The sequence below is a fragment of the Nitrosospira sp. NRS527 genome (assembly GCF_018406445.1).
GTDB classification, from domain to species: Bacteria; Pseudomonadota; Gammaproteobacteria; order Burkholderiales; family Nitrosomonadaceae; genus Nitrosospira; species Nitrosospira briensis.
This window is the reverse complement of sequence record NZ_AP024515.1, coordinates 2,370,064-2,387,667: the sequence shown is the minus strand read 5'-3', so window position 1 is coordinate 2,387,667 and position 17,604 is coordinate 2,370,064. Positions and strand designations below refer to the sequence as shown.

The window sequence follows — 17,604 nt, the reverse complement described above, 5'->3', positions numbered from 1 at the left end:
TTTCTATTTCTCCATTTAAAAGTTTAAGGTGGCACGTAAGAAAACGGTTCGGCCCGGAGTAAAACGCCGATCGAAAAAAGGTTCTGAAGTCGGAAAATTCATGTTTCTGAAGGCGGTTTGATTGTCAAGGAGATTTCGGACTTCAAGGCTGACGATACCTCGACGGCGAGCAAGGCGATAGCCTATTGTAGCGTCCAACATGACAGCATCTTTCGTTCCGGTGGATTCAATTGTAGACGCACGGTCCAGCTGTTGCTGTATATAGATTGTTTTGAATTGGGCAAATAAGCCATGTGGATTGTAATAGGTGATACTGACAGGGGCATATGATGTTGCGATCCTTGTCGGGTCGAACGGGGAAAGATTTTCAGTCGGTCGGCTGAACTTTTCAAACTGATACTCTCCCCTTACAGCCCAGCTTACGTGAGGGAGCCAGTAAACGTACCCGCGAAGAAGTTTTTCCTTCTGCTCTTGCCAGTTTTGCAACAATATCGTTTGCGGATCAAGCACCGGCACATTGAGATCGCGTCTAGACGCTTCAAAGCCCCAATAAAAACTCCTGGAAACGCGAACGTCCGTTCCGATTCCTGCTCGTGTTGCCTTCGTGCCATTTAGATCATCGAACATCTGGTTAAAACCAGCCACTTGGGTTGGTTCCAGTGTCTGTTGCGATATAAGTGCGGATTTGACAGTTTGAAACCAAGCCATGCGTAACCGCAGGCCAGGAGTCACGTCCCATTGCAACCCGAATTTGGGGTTGGATTTTTCGAAGCTGAGAGGAGATCCTGGAGCATTAGTTGTCGGTGTCGTGTTACCGGAGTTATCAGTAGTCGATGTCATCATGGGAATTTCCCGGTACCACTCGTGGCTTAAGCCCAAGGTCGCCGTGATGTTTTTTGGCAAATTGAGATTCGTATAGAGATACAGATTGCTTCGGTCTCTTTCGAAATCGGCATTCAAAGAACATATGTAAAGGAAGTCTGGGTCATCAGGACATGAGCTATGGTCAGACCGGGTGAAATCGATTTCCGTTTGTTTATCAGCGCTTATTCTGTAGACCCCACCCCCGAAGGTTGCATTAAACAGTTTCTGCTGAACAAGGTATTGAGCTTCAGATTGATATCCATTGCCAGTCGTCCTATCGGTTTGTATAGCCGAGCTGTCGGGTGCGCCAGGATCCTGGGCAAACGTTTGAATTTCTTCTCGATTTCTGTAGCTGCCGGACACTATTAAATGCTGATGTGGGGAGAACGAATAACGTGCCCCGATCCGTACCGTATCTTCGATTAAATTTCGCCGTCGGTCGTCTTGCTGAGGTCTTCCGAAATCAAATAACAAATCCCCGTGCTCGGTCTTTCGCGCCCGCACCTCCGCTTGAACGTTAAACTTTGGCGTCACCGCATATTGGATAAACGCATTGTAGACGTTGTGTTTTTGATCATTGTTTTCGCGAAATCCGTCGGTGTTGTAATGAAATTGGCCGACACTGGCCGAAGCACGACCATAAAGTGCGGAAAGTACAATTTCATCCCCTGCTGTATTATTGTTGCCAAGAAGGCCCGAGGCCACAAGCTGTGGTCTGTTGCGTTCAAGCAGCGGAGCGAATTCGTTGAAACCGGCGACTGCGGGGCCCGTGCCGGTGATGATATTGAGGTCAGCTACAGCCAGGCGGGGCTGAACAGGGTTGACATTGATTGGTTGCAGGAGCTGGGCTTGAAGCAGTTCGCTCACTCGTGCGATATCGTACCGCGGGATGTTAAGGTAAGCATCTGAAAGAAAACGATGCGCGGAGTGATTAGCCGGGTCAAGCGTCAACGATTTCGCAGTCTCCATAAGCGCGCGCTTCTCGAAATCCAGGTTATCGTAAATCCGCGCCAGACTGGAACCGCGCGCCGCCTGATCCCGATCGAGCAGCAGCTTTGAGCGGTATACCGCCCGGTTATTATTCAGGTCGATGGATTTCTGCAAATCCCTTAGTGCCTCCACTGGCCGGTTCTGCGTCTGTTTCTGGATCGCGTCATAAAACCAGGGCGTAGGATCATAGGGATCGAGCGCTTTGGCCAGATCAAATTGCATCTCCGCAAGCTTATAGCGCTTCTCTTCAAAATAGGCTTTGCCGAGATAGCTACGTATCAGTGAATTTACCGGATCGAGGCTGGCGGCAATTTCCAGTTCGATACGCCCTTCCTCGATATCCCCCTCGCGTATCTTCGCCAGACCCATGCCCAGTCTCGGCATGGGATCAGCCTGATCCAGCTCGATGGCCTGGGCGAATGCCGCCTTGGCGGCCTCGGTATCAATTTGGGTTAAATGGGCAAATCCCAATACCGTCCGCGTCTTTGAAAGGTTGGGGTTCAAATCCACCGCACGTTGCGCTGCTTCGAGCGCGCGGTCCAGATAACCTGTCGACATATGCAATTCAGCCAGCCGGGCCCAGATGAGGGCGTTCTGAGGATCAAGCTCCACCGCTTTTTGGACGCTTGCAAGAGCATCCTCGATATTGAAGTGGGCTTGCTGGGCGTAGGAGAGCGCCAGCCTGGCAGCGGAGGAGGTCTGGTCCAGCTCGACTGCCTTATTGGCTAAGGTCAGGGCCTGGTCCTTATCGTTTTGTACCACGGCAATGATGGCTTGCAGCGCATAGGCGTCACTATTGCCGGGTTCAAGTCTAAGCGCTTGTTCGATATCCGCTCGTGCCTCATCGGTTCTCCCGACGAATAGCAGAAGGCCTGCGTGATAAGTCAGAAAGTGGGGAGAACGCTCGCTCTGTGGCACGTTATCAAGCGCAGCCAGCGCTTCACTCAGCTTGCCTTGCTGGTAAAGTTCAATAGACGCGCGCAACGCTGGCAGCGCTTGTTCTCCGGTGTTTGCCTCGTCAATCCGATAGCCAACGATGGTTGGATAATACAAAGCCCATTGAACGGCGTCAGCCGGGCGGACGATTTCTTCTTTGCGGGGCGCCTGATCTTTGGGGATGATCGCTGCTTCGTTGCTGGCGAGGCTAATGCCGCCATGCTCGTTGGTGGCGGAGACTTCGCCTTCGTAGATCATGAGAGTGGCGCTATCCTGCCCAGTTTCGAGAAAAAACTCCGTTCCTTCCACATCGGCAACGACAATGGGCGTTCTCACCCTGAATGGCTTGGGGGTACGCGTGATGACGTAGAGTGAACCGGTGAGTAATTCCAGCAGCGCGGTCTTATCATGGCCCGCGTCGGAGAGTGTAACAGTGGTCTTCTGATCCAGTCGGAGCGTGCTCTCGTTGCTAAGCCGCAGGGCCGCGCGGCCACGCTCGCGAACGCGAACGGTATCGCCCGGGCACAGCGAGTTGTTGAGCTTCGCCGGCTGCCAGCGAGTTTCACTGACACGGCGCAATTCAACAGCACCTTGCGCTGACACGACCAATCCCATCGAAGGCACGCAGCGTTCCGCCGCTTGAACATTGGGCACCGAGTTCAATAAAGCTATCGCGGTGGCGAATAAGGCCACTGTCGAAGGGATGCGGATGTGCTGTGATTTCCATGGCTTCCATCGATAAACTTTCATTCTTTTCCGTGGGTGGATAGTGGGCGATTTTTTTTCGCACATCAGGAAAAGTCGTGATGTGCTGTGTGCCCATGAGTACTTAATCAGCTCCAGGTTAAAAATATTTCGCCAAGAGCTTGAGTCCTACGCTTGACGATTAGAAGTTGGCAATGAGTCCTGGTGAGTTTCCTACCGCAAAATTTTGGTCATGATGTTTTGTGTGAGGCAGAACGATCCGTGCGCCACTGCACCTACGTTGTAATTTTTTTATCATGCTCATATAGTCGGATGTGCCTTATCGTTCATCATCTGATATCCACTCAGGCTAAATTTATTAATAAGCCGCAAATATTTAGTGTTAACCCTATAGTGGGTTTCGGCTCACACATGGCGATCAACGCTAAAGCATTTGCCATTAGCGAGCAAGCCGACGATTATCCTTTTGATAAGATCGCTGATATTCCGATCACATTGTTTTTCTCAGCAATATCCATGCCCAGCCTCATCATTAATTAAAACGCAGGATATTCAATAAGTTGAGAAAATAAATTACTCGAGTATGGGTCATATTTTTTCAAGTGAAATGGTTCGCTGTGGGCGGCAGCTGGCTTCCATCGGGCAGAAATCAAGTTAAATCAACGGTATATATGCCATGGGTGAAAACGTACCCATAGCGGGTTGAAATCGACCCATGATTTAATATTCTTGTAACTTGAGGGCGCAGGCGTGCGCGTTGCTCAGCCTTTGGCTGGAGCATCCCAGCATTGCGCGGTGGCGGGGGAAATTTAACGAAAGGAGCTAAATTTGAATCACAACGATACAATCAGTTTGGCTGTATGTATTGCTGAGCTATTCGGTATGGGTATGTCTAAGGCAGCTTCGATGAACAGTCCAGAAAAATGCTGGAAGCAGAGGAGGTAACGCTAAACGCAATGAATATTCTTATCTATATGATGTTTCTTTAGCAGCTTTCCAAATGCGCGTCGGTCTTTCCCTACCAGACTCGCAGCCTTGCTTACATTACCGCCCGCCTTGGTCAGAGCTTGGGCGAGGTAATATTGTTCGAATTTTGCAATCGCATGATTTTTGGCCTCAGCGAAATTCAAATAGATGAAGTTCGGGCGGCGCCGGTCAAACCCAGCCCGACGCTCCACAACTGCGGACGCTAGTGGCGCGATATTGATAGTTAACCCATCGGCGAGCAAACACTCGCGATAAATGAGGTTTTCCAGTTCGCGGATATTGCCCGGCCAACCATAGTTATCAAACCAGGCAATCGTCTCGGGGTGGAGTATTTTTTCGCCGCAGCTAAAGCGCGTTGCGCATGCATGCAGAAAGTGGGCCGCTAAAAGCGCCGCGTCGCCCTGGCGCTCTCGCAGCGCGGGCAGCGTAAGGTGCATGATTTTGAGACGAAACAGCAGATCAAGCCGGAATTCACCCTTCTGCGCCAGTTCCGTCAAGTTTCTGTTACTGGCAACGATTACTCTCACATTTGCAGCGCGCGCGATACCCCCGCCCAGCGGAGAATATTGCTGATCCTGAAAAAATCGCAACAGGGTAACTTGTGCTTTTGGAGATAGCGCATCGACTTCATCCAGGAAGAGCGTTCCGGATTGCGCATGAGCGATGAGGCCGAGGCGCTTCGATTGGGCGCCTGTGTAAGCGCCACGTTCATGGCCAAATAGCTCATTCTCGATCAATGTGTCGGGGATGGCTCCGCAATTGACCGGAACAAATGGATAGCCGGCCCTGGTTCCTCTATCGTGAATAGCCCGCGCGACCAATTCTTTCCCGGTGCCGGTTTCACCTTCAATAACAACGGGTGCATCGCAACGAGCGATTTTCTCAATAAGCTGAGTGATTTTTACGAAAGCGGGTGACTGTCCAATCATATTTCCCCTAAAAGCTGAGAGACTGCTAGTTAACCTGTTTCATCATGATGCCAAGGCCCGTTCGTAACCACCCTGTATTTTAAGCTCTACGATATAGCTATTAGAAGGCAAGATTAAGTTCCGGGATAGCTGTAAGATTTTACAGGTGGCATCGGGATCAACCGGCTCGTGAATCCAGATGACTACCGCGCACGGTCTATCTGTAGGTCAACCTTGCGACGCGGTTGAAGAAATAAGACAAACGCATTTTTTGTGAGGAAACTCGCGCTATCTTGTGTAGAATGCGCCTGAGATAATTCAGCCGATTTTATTGCCAAAGTATGAATGGAAGCTTGCTGACGTTTGTTGCCCAAAATCTGCTGAAAAAGAGTTGACAATGAGTCATGGTCGAGCTTATGGTCACCTCGTCCTTTTTATGGTCCTTTGCTGGGGCAGGGCATTCGGTACGTTAGCGAACATATCCTGTGGTTTTTTCCTTCAGTCCTCAAATCACGCGGGGCCATGATTCAGGCGAAGTGCTACTTACAGCCTGTTTTTTAGGATTTGACTCCATGGGATTTTGACCAATCAGCGTCAAATTATCGGCATCCAACGCTTGATCCACATACTTTATCTTCCACTACACTATTAGATCAGTCTGAGCTACTTCCAAGAATGACAAATTTTTTTGCGCTAATTCCCGCAGCAGGTTCCGGTTCACGCATGGGTGATGAGCTTCCCAAACAGTATTTGCGGTTGGCAGGCAAACCGATGATCTATCACACATTGAAGACGTTGTGCGGGTCTTCGCGAATCACTTCCGTGTTTGTGATCCTTGCACCCGGCGATAGAGAATGGATGCGGCATGATTGGTCGGAATTTTCCGACAAATTGGTCGTGCTCGAGTGCGGCGGCACGACCCGTGCGGAAACTGTGCTGAATGGTTTGAGAGCGGCAGGGGAAGTTTCTGCCATGAAAAATGATGACTGGGTATTGGTGCATGATGCAGCACGGCCTTGTTTAAGCAACGCGCAGCTCGACAAATTGATGGATGAACTGGCTAATGATGAGGTAGGAGGACTGCTTGCGGTGCCGGTGGCGGACACGCTGAAGCGCAGCGGTGGCGGTGGCCGGGTTGAGCGTACCGAATCGAGAGAGAATTTATGGCAGGCCCAAACGCCACAGATGTTTCGTCACGGGCTACTGGTGGAAGCCTTGAGCAGGACAGGCGGCATGACCATGACGGACGACGCGGGCGCGGTTGAAGCGCTCGGCTTGAAACCCAAGCTGGTCCTGAGCGAAGCGCGCAATCTGAAAGTGACTTATCCGCAGGATCTGGCGTTGGCGGAATTGATACTAAAAAATTTTTGAATGGGAAGATCGGGGTGTTCTGTTTGCCCATATGAGCTATTAATCCCATCTCGGTGAGAAAATAGCATGAATTTCGTCATTCCAGGCCAGGTCCGGAATCCGGTCCAAACCGACGATGACGTTGTACTGTTTGCCCGCTAAGTAGTGGCGGAGAAAGAGAAATTAAATTTATAGAGCTGAAGAGAGGCAAAAGGGTGAAGAAGTTAAGAATCGGGCAAGGATTCGATGTACATCAATTGATTGAAGGCCGCAAGCTTATCATCGGCGGTGTGACCATTCCATATGAGAAGGGCCTTCTCGGACATTCGGACGCAGACGTGTTGCTGCATGCGATATGTGACGCGCTCCTGGGCGCGGCAGGGCTGGGCGACATCGGCAGGCATTTTTCGGATACCGACCCGCGCTACAAAAACATCGATAGCCGCGTACTATTGCATAACGTCTATGGTTTGCTGGCAGAGCGTGGTTACAAGGTCGTGAACATTGATGCAACCATCATAGCTCAGGCACCCAAGATGGCGCCGTATATTCCGGCTATGTTGAGCAACATTGCACATGACCTTCGGATGCCACAGGAGGATATCAACGTCAAGGCTAAAACCGCCGAGCGCTTGGGCCCGGTTGGAAGGGGTGAGGGAATAGAGGCGGAGGCGATATGCCTGATCGCCTTGGGCAATGCCGATAACTGAAGACAATACTGGAAGCGTGGGAAAAGCCCATCGCATTTTTTTTGCAATATGGCCGGACAACGATACGCAAAATCAACTGGTTGGGCTGACAAAACAACTACGGCTGGAATCGCTCTGCGGCGGAAGGAAAATAAAAGCGGAAAACATTCATCTCACGCTGGTATTTGTGGGAAAAGTATACCCCGACAGACTGGAAGTGCTACGCGATGTGGCGGATAGCGTCAAGCGATCCGTGTTGCCCGCTTTTGATTTGGTCATTGATGAGGTTCGCTACTGGAAACATAACCACATTGTTTATGTCGCGCCAGGCAAGGTTCCCCAGGAACTTATCAATCTGGAAAAGATGCTACGGGACGCAATCTCCGCAGCCGGGTTTCCATTGGAGCAGCGAGCTTATGCGCCGCACATAACCCTGATGAGCAATGCTTTCTGCCCGGCATTGGCTGAATTGGCCGAGCCGGTAGCCTGGCGAGTGCGGGAATGGACGCTGGTTAAATCAGAACAGACCAGCAACGGCTCGGTTTATACGCCTATCGGCCGTTGGTCTTTGGAGACTTCTAATAAACCTTGATTTTGGCAACACATCAGGGGATAGCCAATGATTGAAAAATCATACTTTTAGTGATTTTTTTATTAGGCGGGCACTATCGAATATGCCAAAGAAGAGGTCGGGTTAGCATAGCGTAACCCGACGCCAGAGTTTCTTTTATGATTAAAGATAAATGCAGCTTTCCAGATGTCTTGTCAGATATTTCTCGCTAGCCCTGGTGTAATCCTTTTCAAAAGTATCGCTTACCAAATTTCGTACATGGCTTCCCAGATTGCTGTTGATCAGGCCCATGAACGGAGTTGACACAACCAGGATCAGGCGCTGATAGCTGTTGGTGGTGCGGCCATGCTCCAGTTCCCTGGCTAGTTGGCAGGCAAAGGTCCGCGCTTCATGCTGTTTTGGATGGGTGGAGGAGATATAAGAACCACAGCCGTTGCCGTGGCTCTTGTTGTGTCCGGGGCGGTCGGAAACCAGATGCTGCCCCTTTTCCCTGCTGGCATCATGTCTGAATTCCTTGAGTTTCTGTAGTCCTTTTTTAGGTCCGTAATTTGCGTAAAGATATGCGGCGCTTGCGTTTGCGACCAAAATCCACGTGATGCTCATGACTCCTCCGTGCGATGGTGGTAAAGTAAAACCAGGTACAACCAAGTAAAACCGAGTAAAGGGCTGCTCATCAATTGACAACCCGATTTCAACAGAAGTTTCCGTCGGCAGAATCTTGCATTCGTATAATACTTAATATTCGTTAAATTTTACCTTGAAAATTCTCGCTCTCGATACATCTACCGAATATTGCTCGGTTGCGCTATTGCGGGATAGCGAGATCCTGAATCAGGAGGTTCTTGCGGAACAGCGTCACTCCGAACTGATTCTACCCATGGTGAGGCGCACACTGGACGAGGCCGGGTTGACGCTGAGGCAACTGGACGGTTTCGCTTTCGGATCGGGGCCGGGGTCTTTCACCGGTTTGCGCATTGCGTGCGGCGTAACCCAAGGGCTGGCTCTTGGTACAGACCTGCCGGTAATCGGTGTATGCACATTGGAAGCATTGGCGCAGGACGCCGGGGAAAAAGGAACAGTTGCCGGCGTAATTGCCGCGCTCGACGCCCGCATGAGCGAGATATATCATGCCGCGTATAAGAGAACAGCAGACGGATGGCTACCGGTGAGCGAACCAGCGCTGTGCTTGCCGCACAATGCGCCCATTGTTTCAGGAGACGACTGGACAGGTTGTGGCAGCGGTTTTGATATGTATGGGGAAATACTGCGTGACCATTACCATGGATCTATCGGTCACGTTATCAGTGGCCTCAGGCCGAATGCCCGCGCCATAGCTCAGCTGGCTGCAGCAGGATTCAGAAAGGGATGGGGTATCGACCCTGCCGATGCCGCGCCATTATACATCCGCAATAAAGTAGCTCTGAAGGAGAAGGAGCGATGAGTGCTCAGTTCCAGGAGATGCCGCAGATGAGACGGATGGTTCCGGCAGATCTGGATATGGTGGTAGCACTCGAACGTGAGGTTTTTCTTTTTCCCTGGACACGCGGTAATTTCAGCGATTCGCTCCAGTCCGGTTACCATGCCCTTGTTTTAGAGCAGGATGGAGACGTCTTTGGATACGGTGTGATGACAATTGGAGCGCAGGAAGCGCATCTGCTGACCCTTAGCATTGCTGCAGGCGCGCAAGGGAAGGGCTGGGGTGAAAGACTACTGCGGCATTTCATCCATATCGCCAGGGAACAGCGTGCGTTGACGATGTTCCTCGATGTACGGGAATCCAATCATATCGCTGCCCGGCTATATAAACGGATCGGGTTTACGCAGATTGCCAAACGCAAGGACTATTACCCTGCGATGGGTGGGCGTGAAGATTCATTAGTCATGGAACTGGTGTTATGACTGTTGCCAGGCGAACCAGGCGCAAGGACATACTCAAAGAACTGGGTTTGACGCCACTGTGGCGTGCCAGGACCGAGGTGCATGGTGAGAAAGCCGAGGCCGCCGTTGAGCCGGTTCCCTGTTCCCATGTTGGCGCAAAGGAAGACAGGCGCACGCAAATTCTGCGGATGGGCTGGGATGAACTTAAGGCCAGCGTTGAGGGTTGTGTCGCCTGCCCGCTGTTTCAGTCCCGCACGCGCACCGTATTCGGCACAGGTGACAGAAACGCCGACTGGCTTTATGTGGGTGAAGGGCCTGGTGCGCAGGAGGATGCTACCGGAGAGCCCTTCGTCGGGCAGGCCGGCAAGTTGCTGGACAACATGTTGGCGGCAATTGATCTGAAGCGCGGCCAGAATGTTTACATCGCCAATATCGTAAAATGCCGTCCACCTGACAACAGAGCCCCCACCTCGCATGAAGCGCATCAATGCGAACCATATCTCGTGCGGCAAATCGAATTGATCAAGCCCAGGCTTATTATTGCGCTGGGAAAAGTCGCGGCGGAGAATTTGCTGCATACCGATGCCAGTCTCGGCAGCCTTCGCGGCAGATTGCACCAGCATTCGGGTATTCCCGTTATTGTCACCTATCACCCCGCCTATCTGCTAAGGACATTGCCCGCCAAAGCGAAAGCCTGGGAGGATTTATGTTTTGCCAGATACACGATGCAGACCCTATTGCATTCGGAAAATTAAACCCCATTTCTGATGCTGATTTAACTATTTACGGTTTAATTATTTACGGCACGGCAACACTTTTTTGGGAACAATTTCATGAATAATCTGCTGCGATCCCTGGCGTTGCTTATTGCCCTTTCCTTGAGCGGTTGTGGCTATAACACGTTACAGTCTACCGATGAGCAAATCAAGGCGAGTTGGGCGGAAGTTCTGAATCAGTATCAACGTCGCGCTGACCTGGTACCCAATCTTGTAAACGTCGTGAAGGGTTTCGCCGCGCAGGAAAAGGACGTGCTGCTGGGCGTAACGAATGCCCGCTCCAAGGTCGGAAGCATCCAGGCTACACCGGAGCTTATCAACGACCCCGAGGCCTTTGCGAAGTTTCAGAGTGTCCAGGGGGAACTGACAAGCGCTCTGTCGCGCTTGCTTGTGGTGGCGGAGAACTATCCGCAACTTAAATCGGATGCCAATTTTCGTGAATTGCAGGCACAACTGGAAGGCACCGAGAATCGTATCACCGTGGCTCGTAACCGCTACATCAAGGCGGTCCAGGAGTACAACATCACCGTGCGTTCGTTCCCCAGCAACCTTACGGCAATGGTATTTGGGTTCAAAGTGAAGCCTAGCTTCGCCGTTGAAAACGAGAAAGCAATCTCGGTTGCGCCCAAGGTGGATTTCAGCAAGCCATAGCGGGAAAACAGATTTTTCGCGGGAATCCATAAACCCGACCATGGAACTTGAAACCACGCCTCAACTTTTCTTTATGAGACAAACCGGAAAAAAAGCTCTTATATTCTTCGCGCTGCTCTTTTCCGTTTCTTTGTCGATGGCAGAAGTGGCCGTTCCCGCGCTTAAATCCCGCGTTACCGATCTGACCGGTACACTGGCTGCGAATGACGCCGCGCAACTGGAACAGAAACTGGCCGCATTTGAAACCAGAAAAGGCAGTCAGATTGCGGTATTAATTGTTCCCACCACTCAGCCTGAAACTATCGAGCAATATTCGATTCGCGTTGCCGAGGCGTGGAAACTCGGACGAAAAGGTATCGATGACGGCGCACTCCTGCTGATCGCCAAACAGGACAGGACGGTGCGTATAGAAGTGGGCTATGGTCTGGAAGGCGTGCTGCCGGACGCGCTGGCAAAGCGCATAGTCGACGAAGTGATTGTTCCTGAATTCAGGCGGGGCAATTTTGCCGCCGGTATCGATGCTGGTATCGAGCAAATGATGAGCGTGGTCGAAGGAGAACCGTTGCCGCCGCCGCAAGCCAGAGGCGGCGAACGTGCTCCCTCGGGAAATGCTGTGATGGATAACATTATTCCCCTTTTTATCATGCTCATCGTCGTCGCAAAAGTGTTGCAGTCCTTCTTTGGGCGCTTCATCGGCGCCGGCATCGTAAGCGCTTCGGCAGGATTTTTGGGCTGGCTGCTTTTTTCTTCGATAGTCATCGGCATCATTGCGGCTATCTTTGCATTTTTCGTAAGCTTGTTCGGCAGTCCTGGCGGGGGAGTTTTTAGAGGGGGCCGCGGTAGCTGGCCGGGCGGTGGAATGGGGGGCAGGGGTGGCGGTGGGTTTGGGGGCGGCGGCGGTTTTGGTGGTGGCGGTGGTGGCTTTGGCGGCGGCGGCGCATCTGGGAGATGGTAGATGAATTTTGCACGCATACTGCGGCATTGTTTTACCGGTTCTCTGGCAGTGCGGCGTGTATTTCCGGACGCCGTGCTGATAGCTATCGAGCAGGCCATCAGCCGAACTGAAGTCAGCCATGACGGAGAGATACTTTTCGCGGTTGAGGCAGCATTGAATACGTGGCCTCTGCTTAGAGATCAGTCGGCACGCGAACGAGCCGTAGAGGCATTTGCCCAACTTCGTGTCTGGGATACAGAGCATAACAATGGTGTGCTTATTTATTTATTGCTCGCGGATCGCGATGTTGAAATCGTTGCGGACCGTGGAATCAGCAGCAAGGTCGATACTGAGGAGTGGGAAAAGATCTGTCGCGAAATGGAAGATGCTTTTCGTCGAGGTCAATTCGAACCAGGGGTAATTGCGGGAATCCGAGCTATCGGCAATCACTTGCAGACGCATTTCCCTGCGCAGCGGAAGGGTGGAGAAAATGAACTGTCCGACAGGCCGGTTATTTTATAGCAGAAAAATATTGATGCGCGGGAAGCCCCCGGCAAGCCCGCTGCGGAGCGCGTTGTGCCAAGTCCGAATGATCACGAGGCAACGGAGCCGTGTTGTTGCTCAGTCCAGGATGCCAGGAAGCACAGCCGGCAACGCATTTATAGCCGTAACCAAGAGGTCAGGTCGCTCTCAATACTTGTTCAGATTCACTAGTGCCCTTTATTGGCACCGATCAGATGTAATGAATCTTCAATGCTCTGGTTACGCAAATGCCATTGACGTATCAGAGTCATGATTACAGCCACGAGCAGGCCGAACAGAACAATAACGGTGTAAACATGGACGTCGAAACTCACCAGCATCGCATACACGGCCAGCATGGTGAGAATACTCAGGTTCTCGTTGAAATTCTGAACCGCTATGGAGTGGCCTGCACCCATCAGGATGTGTCCGCGGTGTTGCAACAGGGCATTCATCGGCACGACAAAAAATCCCGCAAGTCCGCCGATCAGCATTAAAAGTGGAACCGCAATCCACAGGTCGCGCGCCAGAACCATGGCTATTACGACGATCCCCATGGCGATGCCAAGAGGAATCACTTTTACCGACTGCCGGAGCGATACCAACCGTGCCGCGATGACAGCGCCTACCGCGATCCCTACGGCGACCACGCCTTGTAATTGTGCGGCTTTGCTTAGCGGATAGCCGAGCGCGATATCGGCCCATTTCAACACAATAAATTGCAGGGTTGCCCCCGCTCCCCAGAACAGCGTAGTGACGGCCAGCGAAATCTGTCCGAGCTTGTCTGTCCATAGCAGCTTCATGCAATGCCCGAACTCATGCATCAGGAATAGGGGGTTTTTCTTGAGAGCGCGGTGGTCAACTCCGGTATTGGGAATGTACAGATTGAAGATGGCGGCGGTGGTATAGAATACGGCGATAAGAAGTATGGCAGCTTCCGCGACGGTATTCACACCTGTGTCTATGAGTGGAAAGTCGAGCGTCAAAAATAGGGCGGAGATCGAGGGTGAGATCAGCAGCCCGCCCAGTACCGTGCCTATTATGATCGAGGCAACGGTCAAACCTTCGATCCAGCCATTGGCGACGACCAGTTTTTCGGGGGGCAACAGTTCAGTGAGTATGCCGTATTTAGCGGGAGAGTAAGCAGCGGCGCCAAGCCCGACGACCGCGTAGGCAGCTAGAGCAAAATACTGATGCGATGCCAGAAAAAGCAGGCTGCAACCCACGATCTTGATGCTATTGCTAATGAACATTACCCACCCCTTGGCCATGGAATCGGCAAAAGCGCCAACGAACGGAGCAAGAATCACATAAAACAAAACGAACACAAATTTGAGCATCGGAGTGAGGTAAGCAGGCGCGTGCAGTTCTACCAAAAGCGCAATGGCGACGACCAGCAGCGCGTTGTCTGCTAGTGAAGAGAAAAACTGCGCTGCCATGATGGTATAGAATCCGCGTTTCAAGCTTTGTTCTCCTAAAACTTTCTCACCGTAAGGCGAGGAATTATACAATGCTCATCCGGGCAATATCACGAAACCGTTGCGCTATAAAATTGGCACCATCTGATTCAGGATCACTTATGAAATTTTCGTTATCTCCCAAGAAACCTCTGCTTAAATCCGGAATGCTCTCCGGTGGATTTATGCAGAGGTTGCCCTGCTGATGTCACGTCCCATCCAGGCACTGATCGATCTCTCCGCGCTCGAATATAATCTGTCTGTCGTTCGCCGGCACGCCCCTAACTCTCGCGTGATGGCAGTGATCAAGGCTGACGCATATGGCCATGGGTTGCTGCGTGCCGCCGAAGCGCTAGCTCGAGCAGAGGGGTTCGCAATGCTCGAGCTGGACGCGGCTGTGCGGCTGCGCGAGGCGGGCTATCGCCAGACGATTTTGCTACTCGAAGGTTTTTTCGATATAAGCGAACTAGGTTGGATCGAGCAATACCATTTAAGCACCGTAATCCATCACCGCGAGCAGCTCGCCATGCTGTCGGCATCCAGGCCACGCGGCAAGCTGGATGTATTTCTGAAGCTCAATACCGGCATGAATCGGCTGGGATTCACGCTTGATGAGTTTCCCGCTGCGCTGGAAACCCTCAAGGCGAATCCTGCCGTAGGTCAAATTACAGTGATGACGCATTTTGCCCGCGCAGACGAGTCATGTAGAAGCGAGAGCATCGCGGCGCAGCTACAACGTTTCAACGCTGCCGCCGAAGGGCGGTATCTGCCCCGTTCAATGGCCAATTCCGCTGCTATCCTGCGTTTTCCCGAAACACATGCCGATTGGGTACGGCCCGGCATCATGCTTTATGGCGCCTCTCCATTCGCCGATACCGCGGCTGACGAGCTGGATTTGCACCCGGCAATGACGGTATCGAGCAAGATCATCGCGGTGCAAACGCTTGAGCCGAGAGATGGCGTCGGATATGGTCATACCTTTCGGGCGGGCAGGTCAATGCGCGTGGGAATTGTGGCGGGGGGTTACGCGGACGGCTACCCGCGTCATGCGTCTAGCGGCACCCCCATACTGGTGAACGGCAGGCGCACCCGCATTGTCGGGCGCGTGTCCATGGATATGCTGCATGTAGATCTGAGCGAAATAGAAAGCGCCGGAGTAGGTACCCCCGTAACGCTCTGGGGAAAGGGAATGCCCGTTGACGAGGTGGCGCAATCAGCCGGTACGGTAGGCTATGAGTTGTTGTGCGCGTTGGCGCCGCGCATGCAGATAGTAACCTGATTCCGATTTGATTTAGCAGGTGAAAGCGCGGGCTTCTGCTTGGACCTGCTCAAACTGAGCCCAAAAAAAGGCGGTCGACTGACCGCCTTTTTTATCCAGCAAGCAGGTGAACTTGGGTTATTCAACCTTCGCCTTGGATCGCAAATCGCCGACCGATGCCGCAAACTGACGTTGCAATACGCGCTGGGCCAGGTTTTGCTTTATTTCTTCGAATGGCGGAACCTTCAGGGGCCGCACGTCGTCCAGACGTATGACATGCCAGCCGAAAGGGCTTTTCACCGGCTGTTCGGTAAGGTGGCCCTTGGTCAATTTGGTCAACGCTTCTGCAAAGGGCTGGACATAACTTGCAGCGGGACTCCAGTCGAGTTCGCCACCCTTATTCTTGCTACCGCTATCCAGGGATTTTTCCTCGGCAATCTTCTCAAGCTTGGTACCTTTTTTGATACGGGCGATAATATCTTTAGCTTCTGCTTCAGTGGCGACTAAAATATGATGTGCCTTGTATTCCTTGTCACCCATCTGAGTTTTGACTGTTTCATATTCTTTGCGCAGCTCTTCATCGCTCACCGGGTGGTTCTTTATGTAATCGACCTGGTAGGCCCTAACCAGAGCTGTTTGACGCGCCATCTCGAGTTGGGTTATGAAATCCGGGTCCTTGTCGAGCCCCTTCTTTTTCGCCTCCTGAGCTATGACTTCCTCGGTTATGAGGTCCTCGCGCAAGGCTTTTCTGGCTTCAGGAGAATCCGGCTGATCCTGGGCAGCGCGTGCTTTCATTATAAATTCGATACGCGACTGAGGAATGGCGACTCCGTTCACCTTGGCCATGGTTGACCCAGTTTGAGCCTGAGCAGCCGTCACGGCAATCAGTCCGGAAATACCTAGCGCTGTGAGTTGAGAAAATTTAATAAAATACATGGGGCTTCCTTGTCATGGGATCAAAATCAAATTTCTTCGGGAGTATACGCTTTTACACTTAATGCGTGAATATCCTTATGCATCATCTCTTGCAGCGCGGTATAGACCAGACGATGTCGCGCCAACGCGGATTGGCCGGAAAATTTACGGGAAACAATGGTAAGCAAGTAATGCCCGCCTCCGCTTTTAGCACCTTCGTGTCCTGCATGCCTGGCGCTTTCATCCACGATTTCAATTTTTTCCGGTTCAAGAACAGAAAGTTTCTGCTTGATCAATTCGATGGTGCTCATCGGTTTTATTTAAGGCAAAGTTTTTTTGAAGGGCCTGACCGTCAATTTGCCATATACGCCGGAAGTAACATATGGATCGGCCTCTGCCCAGGTTCGTGCTGCTTCCAGCGATTCGAATTCGGCCACGATCAGGCTACCGGAAAATCCCGCGGGGCCGGGATCGGGGCTGTCAATTGCGGGATAGGGTCCGGCCAGGATAAGACGCCCCTCTTCCTGTAATATCTTGATGCGTTCCAGATGCTCCGGACGGACCGCCAGCCGTTTTTCCAGGCTGTCGGGTATATCTTCCCCGCTTATCGCATAGAACATCACGCTTCTTTATCCTCGCTGTCCTGTATGTATTTACCCAGCATCACACCTTGTAATAAGACAAAAGCCACCATCAGACCCATAAACCCGAACAATTTGAAGTTGACCCAGGTATCAGTATCATAATTGAAAGCCACGTAAAGATTCGCTCCACCCATCAACGCGAAAAATGCAGCCCAACTGGCATTGAGGCGCCCCCACACGGGGTCTGGCAGCTTGATCTGTTCTTTCATCATGATACGGATCAAATTCTTCTTGAAAACCAGCGGGGCTAACAGCAGCGCGGCGGCGAAAAACCAGTAAAGTACCGACGGCTTCCACTTGATGAATGTTTCATCTTGTAGAATCAATGTCGCACTGCCGAAAATAACGATGATAACAAGGCTGACCCACAGCATGGTATCCACCTTGCGGTGGCGAAACCAGACCCAGCCGATTTGTGCAAAAGTGGCGCCAATGGCAACGGCAGTGGCTGCATAGATGCCATAAATTTTGAAGGTGACGAAAAACAGGATTACCGGAAAGAGATCAAAAAGAAGCTTCATAATATCCAGCTGGGTCGGCAGGAGCCGTTGAAGAGTGATTATGGCCGC

General features: G+C 51.8%; 19 protein-coding genes. 11 read left to right on the top strand and 8 right to left on the bottom strand.

All coding sequences use genetic code 11. The features are described from left to right. Positions 1 to 15: 15 nt before the first annotated feature. Positions 16 to 3,540: a TonB-dependent receptor gene (locus KJS40_RS10725; protein WP_213537654.1), complete on the bottom strand. Its 3,525-nt coding sequence runs from the start codon at positions 3,538 to 3,540 to the stop codon at positions 16 to 18. Between the two features lie 366 nt (positions 3,541 to 3,906). Here KJS40_RS10725 and KJS40_RS15485 point away from each other — a divergent pair, with 366 nt between their 5' ends. Continuing rightward, positions 3,907 to 4,035 carry a hypothetical protein gene (locus KJS40_RS15485; protein WP_280520234.1) on the top strand — a complete coding sequence of 43 codons (129 nt, stop codon included), beginning with the start codon at positions 3,907 to 3,909 and terminating at the stop codon, positions 4,033 to 4,035. A gap of 407 nt (positions 4,036 to 4,442) precedes the next feature. Here KJS40_RS15485 and KJS40_RS10720 read toward each other — a convergent pair whose 3' ends face one another. After that, the gene (locus KJS40_RS10720; RefSeq protein WP_213537653.1) at positions 4,443 to 5,411 is read right to left on the bottom strand and encodes a sigma-54 dependent transcriptional regulator; all 969 of its coding nucleotides are present in this window, start codon (positions 5,409 to 5,411) and stop codon (positions 4,443 to 4,445) included. 654 nt (positions 5,412 to 6,065) lie between these two features. Between KJS40_RS10720 and ispD the strand changes: the two genes are divergently transcribed. From ispD to thpR, 3 genes are all read left to right on the top strand, one after another. Further along, positions 6,066 to 6,761: a 2-C-methyl-D-erythritol 4-phosphate cytidylyltransferase gene (gene ispD / locus KJS40_RS10715; RefSeq protein WP_213537651.1), complete on the top strand. Its 696-nt coding sequence runs from the start codon at positions 6,066 to 6,068 to the stop codon at positions 6,759 to 6,761. Between the two features lie 194 nt (positions 6,762 to 6,955). Further along, positions 6,956 to 7,450, top strand: a complete 495-nt coding sequence (ispF, locus tag KJS40_RS10710) for a 2-C-methyl-D-erythritol 2,4-cyclodiphosphate synthase (protein ID WP_213537649.1) — start codon at positions 6,956 to 6,958, stop codon at positions 7,448 to 7,450. Next, on the top strand, positions 7,437 to 8,021 hold the full coding sequence (thpR, locus tag KJS40_RS10705; RefSeq protein ID WP_213537647.1) for an RNA 2',3'-cyclic phosphodiesterase: 585 nt from the start codon (positions 7,437 to 7,439) through the stop codon (positions 8,019 to 8,021). The genes ispF and thpR overlap by 14 nt, the downstream gene beginning before the upstream one ends. A gap of 141 nt (positions 8,022 to 8,162) precedes the next feature. Here the strand turns inward: thpR and KJS40_RS10700 are convergent, their stop codons facing one another. Further along, the gene (locus tag KJS40_RS10700; protein ID WP_025041107.1) at positions 8,163 to 8,603 is read right to left on the bottom strand and encodes a host attachment protein; all 441 of its coding nucleotides are present in this window, start codon (positions 8,601 to 8,603) and stop codon (positions 8,163 to 8,165) included. A gap of 154 nt (positions 8,604 to 8,757) precedes the next feature. On the opposite strand from KJS40_RS10700, the gene tsaB reads away from it, so the two are divergent. The 6 genes from tsaB (at position 8,758) to KJS40_RS10670 (ending at position 12,761) form a co-directional block, all read left to right on the top strand. Beyond that, positions 8,758 to 9,441: a tRNA (adenosine(37)-N6)-threonylcarbamoyltransferase complex dimerization subunit type 1 TsaB gene (gene tsaB / locus KJS40_RS10695; protein ID WP_213537646.1), complete on the top strand. Its 684-nt coding sequence runs from the start codon at positions 8,758 to 8,760 to the stop codon at positions 9,439 to 9,441. Next, positions 9,438 to 9,899, top strand: a complete 462-nt coding sequence (gene rimI / locus KJS40_RS10690; protein WP_213537645.1) for a ribosomal protein S18-alanine N-acetyltransferase — start codon at positions 9,438 to 9,440, stop codon at positions 9,897 to 9,899. Before tsaB ends, rimI begins: the two co-directional genes overlap by 4 nt. Continuing rightward, complete coding sequence (locus tag KJS40_RS10685; protein ID WP_213537644.1) at positions 9,896 to 10,633, top strand: uracil-DNA glycosylase; 738 nt, start codon at positions 9,896 to 9,898, stop codon at positions 10,631 to 10,633. Before rimI ends, KJS40_RS10685 begins: the two co-directional genes overlap by 4 nt. 78 nt (positions 10,634 to 10,711) lie before the next feature. Then, a complete protein-coding gene (locus KJS40_RS10680) occupies positions 10,712 to 11,305 on the top strand; it encodes a LemA family protein (protein WP_213537642.1) in 594 nt (197 codons plus the stop codon). A gap of 40 nt (positions 11,306 to 11,345) precedes the next feature. Continuing rightward, complete coding sequence (locus KJS40_RS10675; RefSeq protein WP_244859553.1) at positions 11,346 to 12,260, top strand: YgcG family protein; 915 nt, start codon at positions 11,346 to 11,348, stop codon at positions 12,258 to 12,260. Continuing rightward, positions 12,261 to 12,761, top strand: a complete 501-nt coding sequence (locus KJS40_RS10670; protein ID WP_213537640.1) for a TPM domain-containing protein — start codon at positions 12,261 to 12,263, stop codon at positions 12,759 to 12,761. A 188-nt stretch (positions 12,762 to 12,949) separates the two neighbouring features. Here KJS40_RS10670 and lplT read toward each other — a convergent pair whose 3' ends face one another. Further along, entirely contained in the window at positions 12,950 to 14,224 is a 1,275-nt protein-coding gene (lplT, locus tag KJS40_RS10665) for a lysophospholipid transporter LplT (RefSeq protein ID WP_213537638.1), read from the bottom strand. A 199-nt stretch (positions 14,225 to 14,423) separates the two neighbouring features. Here lplT and alr point away from each other — a divergent pair, with 199 nt between their 5' ends. Next, positions 14,424 to 15,497 carry an alanine racemase gene (alr, locus tag KJS40_RS10660; protein WP_213537636.1) on the top strand — a complete coding sequence of 358 codons (1,074 nt, stop codon included), beginning with the start codon at positions 14,424 to 14,426 and terminating at the stop codon, positions 15,495 to 15,497. 117 nt (positions 15,498 to 15,614) lie between these two features. On the opposite strand, the gene KJS40_RS10655 is transcribed toward alr, so the two are convergent. The 4 genes from KJS40_RS10655 to KJS40_RS10640 are packed head-to-tail and all read right to left on the bottom strand — an operon-like array spanning position 15,615 to position 17,556. Next, the gene (locus KJS40_RS10655; protein WP_025041098.1) at positions 15,615 to 16,412 is read right to left on the bottom strand and encodes a peptidyl-prolyl cis-trans isomerase; all 798 of its coding nucleotides are present in this window, start codon (positions 16,410 to 16,412) and stop codon (positions 15,615 to 15,617) included. Positions 16,413 to 16,438: 26 nt separating this feature from the next. Beyond that, complete coding sequence (locus KJS40_RS10650) at positions 16,439 to 16,702, bottom strand: BolA family protein (RefSeq protein WP_213537635.1); 264 nt, start codon at positions 16,700 to 16,702, stop codon at positions 16,439 to 16,441. Between the two features lie 9 nt (positions 16,703 to 16,711). After that, positions 16,712 to 17,011: a YciI family protein gene (locus KJS40_RS10645; RefSeq protein ID WP_213537633.1), complete on the bottom strand. Its 300-nt coding sequence runs from the start codon at positions 17,009 to 17,011 to the stop codon at positions 16,712 to 16,714. Continuing rightward, positions 17,011 to 17,556 carry a septation protein A gene (locus tag KJS40_RS10640; RefSeq protein WP_025041095.1) on the bottom strand — a complete coding sequence of 182 codons (546 nt, stop codon included), beginning with the start codon at positions 17,554 to 17,556 and terminating at the stop codon, positions 17,011 to 17,013. The genes KJS40_RS10645 and KJS40_RS10640 overlap by 1 nt, the downstream gene beginning before the upstream one ends. Between the last annotated feature and the right edge of the window lie 48 nt (positions 17,557 to 17,604).

Coding starts and splice junctions, on each gene's coding strand:
- KJS40_RS10725 (WP_213537654.1), bottom strand. CDS start 3,540: ATGAAAGTTTATCGATGGAAGCCATGGAAATCACAGCACATCCGCATC.
- KJS40_RS15485 (WP_280520234.1), top strand. CDS start 3,907: ATGGCGATCAACGCTAAAGCATTTGCCATTAGCGAGCAAGCCGACGAT.
- KJS40_RS10720 (WP_213537653.1), bottom strand. CDS start 5,411: ATGATTGGACAGTCACCCGCTTTCGTAAAAATCACTCAGCTTATTGAG.
- ispD (WP_213537651.1), top strand. CDS start 6,066: ATGACAAATTTTTTTGCGCTAATTCCCGCAGCAGGTTCCGGTTCACGC.
- thpR (WP_213537647.1), top strand. CDS start 7,437: ATGCCGATAACTGAAGACAATACTGGAAGCGTGGGAAAAGCCCATCGC.
- KJS40_RS10700 (WP_025041107.1), bottom strand. CDS start 8,603: ATGAGCATCACGTGGATTTTGGTCGCAAACGCAAGCGCCGCATATCTT.
- rimI (WP_213537645.1), top strand. CDS start 9,438: ATGAGTGCTCAGTTCCAGGAGATGCCGCAGATGAGACGGATGGTTCCG.
- KJS40_RS10685 (WP_213537644.1), top strand. CDS start 9,896: ATGACTGTTGCCAGGCGAACCAGGCGCAAGGACATACTCAAAGAACTG.
- KJS40_RS10680 (WP_213537642.1), top strand. CDS start 10,712: ATGAATAATCTGCTGCGATCCCTGGCGTTGCTTATTGCCCTTTCCTTG.
- KJS40_RS10675 (WP_244859553.1), top strand. CDS start 11,346: ATGGAACTTGAAACCACGCCTCAACTTTTCTTTATGAGACAAACCGGA.
- KJS40_RS10670 (WP_213537640.1), top strand. CDS start 12,261: ATGAATTTTGCACGCATACTGCGGCATTGTTTTACCGGTTCTCTGGCA.
- alr (WP_213537636.1), top strand. CDS start 14,424: ATGTCACGTCCCATCCAGGCACTGATCGATCTCTCCGCGCTCGAATAT.
- KJS40_RS10655 (WP_025041098.1), bottom strand. CDS start 16,412: ATGTATTTTATTAAATTTTCTCAACTCACAGCGCTAGGTATTTCCGGA.
- KJS40_RS10650 (WP_213537635.1), bottom strand. CDS start 16,702: ATGAGCACCATCGAATTGATCAAGCAGAAACTTTCTGTTCTTGAACCG.
- KJS40_RS10645 (WP_213537633.1), bottom strand. CDS start 17,011: ATGTTCTATGCGATAAGCGGGGAAGATATACCCGACAGCCTGGAAAAA.
- KJS40_RS10640 (WP_025041095.1), bottom strand. CDS start 17,556: ATGAAGCTTCTTTTTGATCTCTTTCCGGTAATCCTGTTTTTCGTCACC.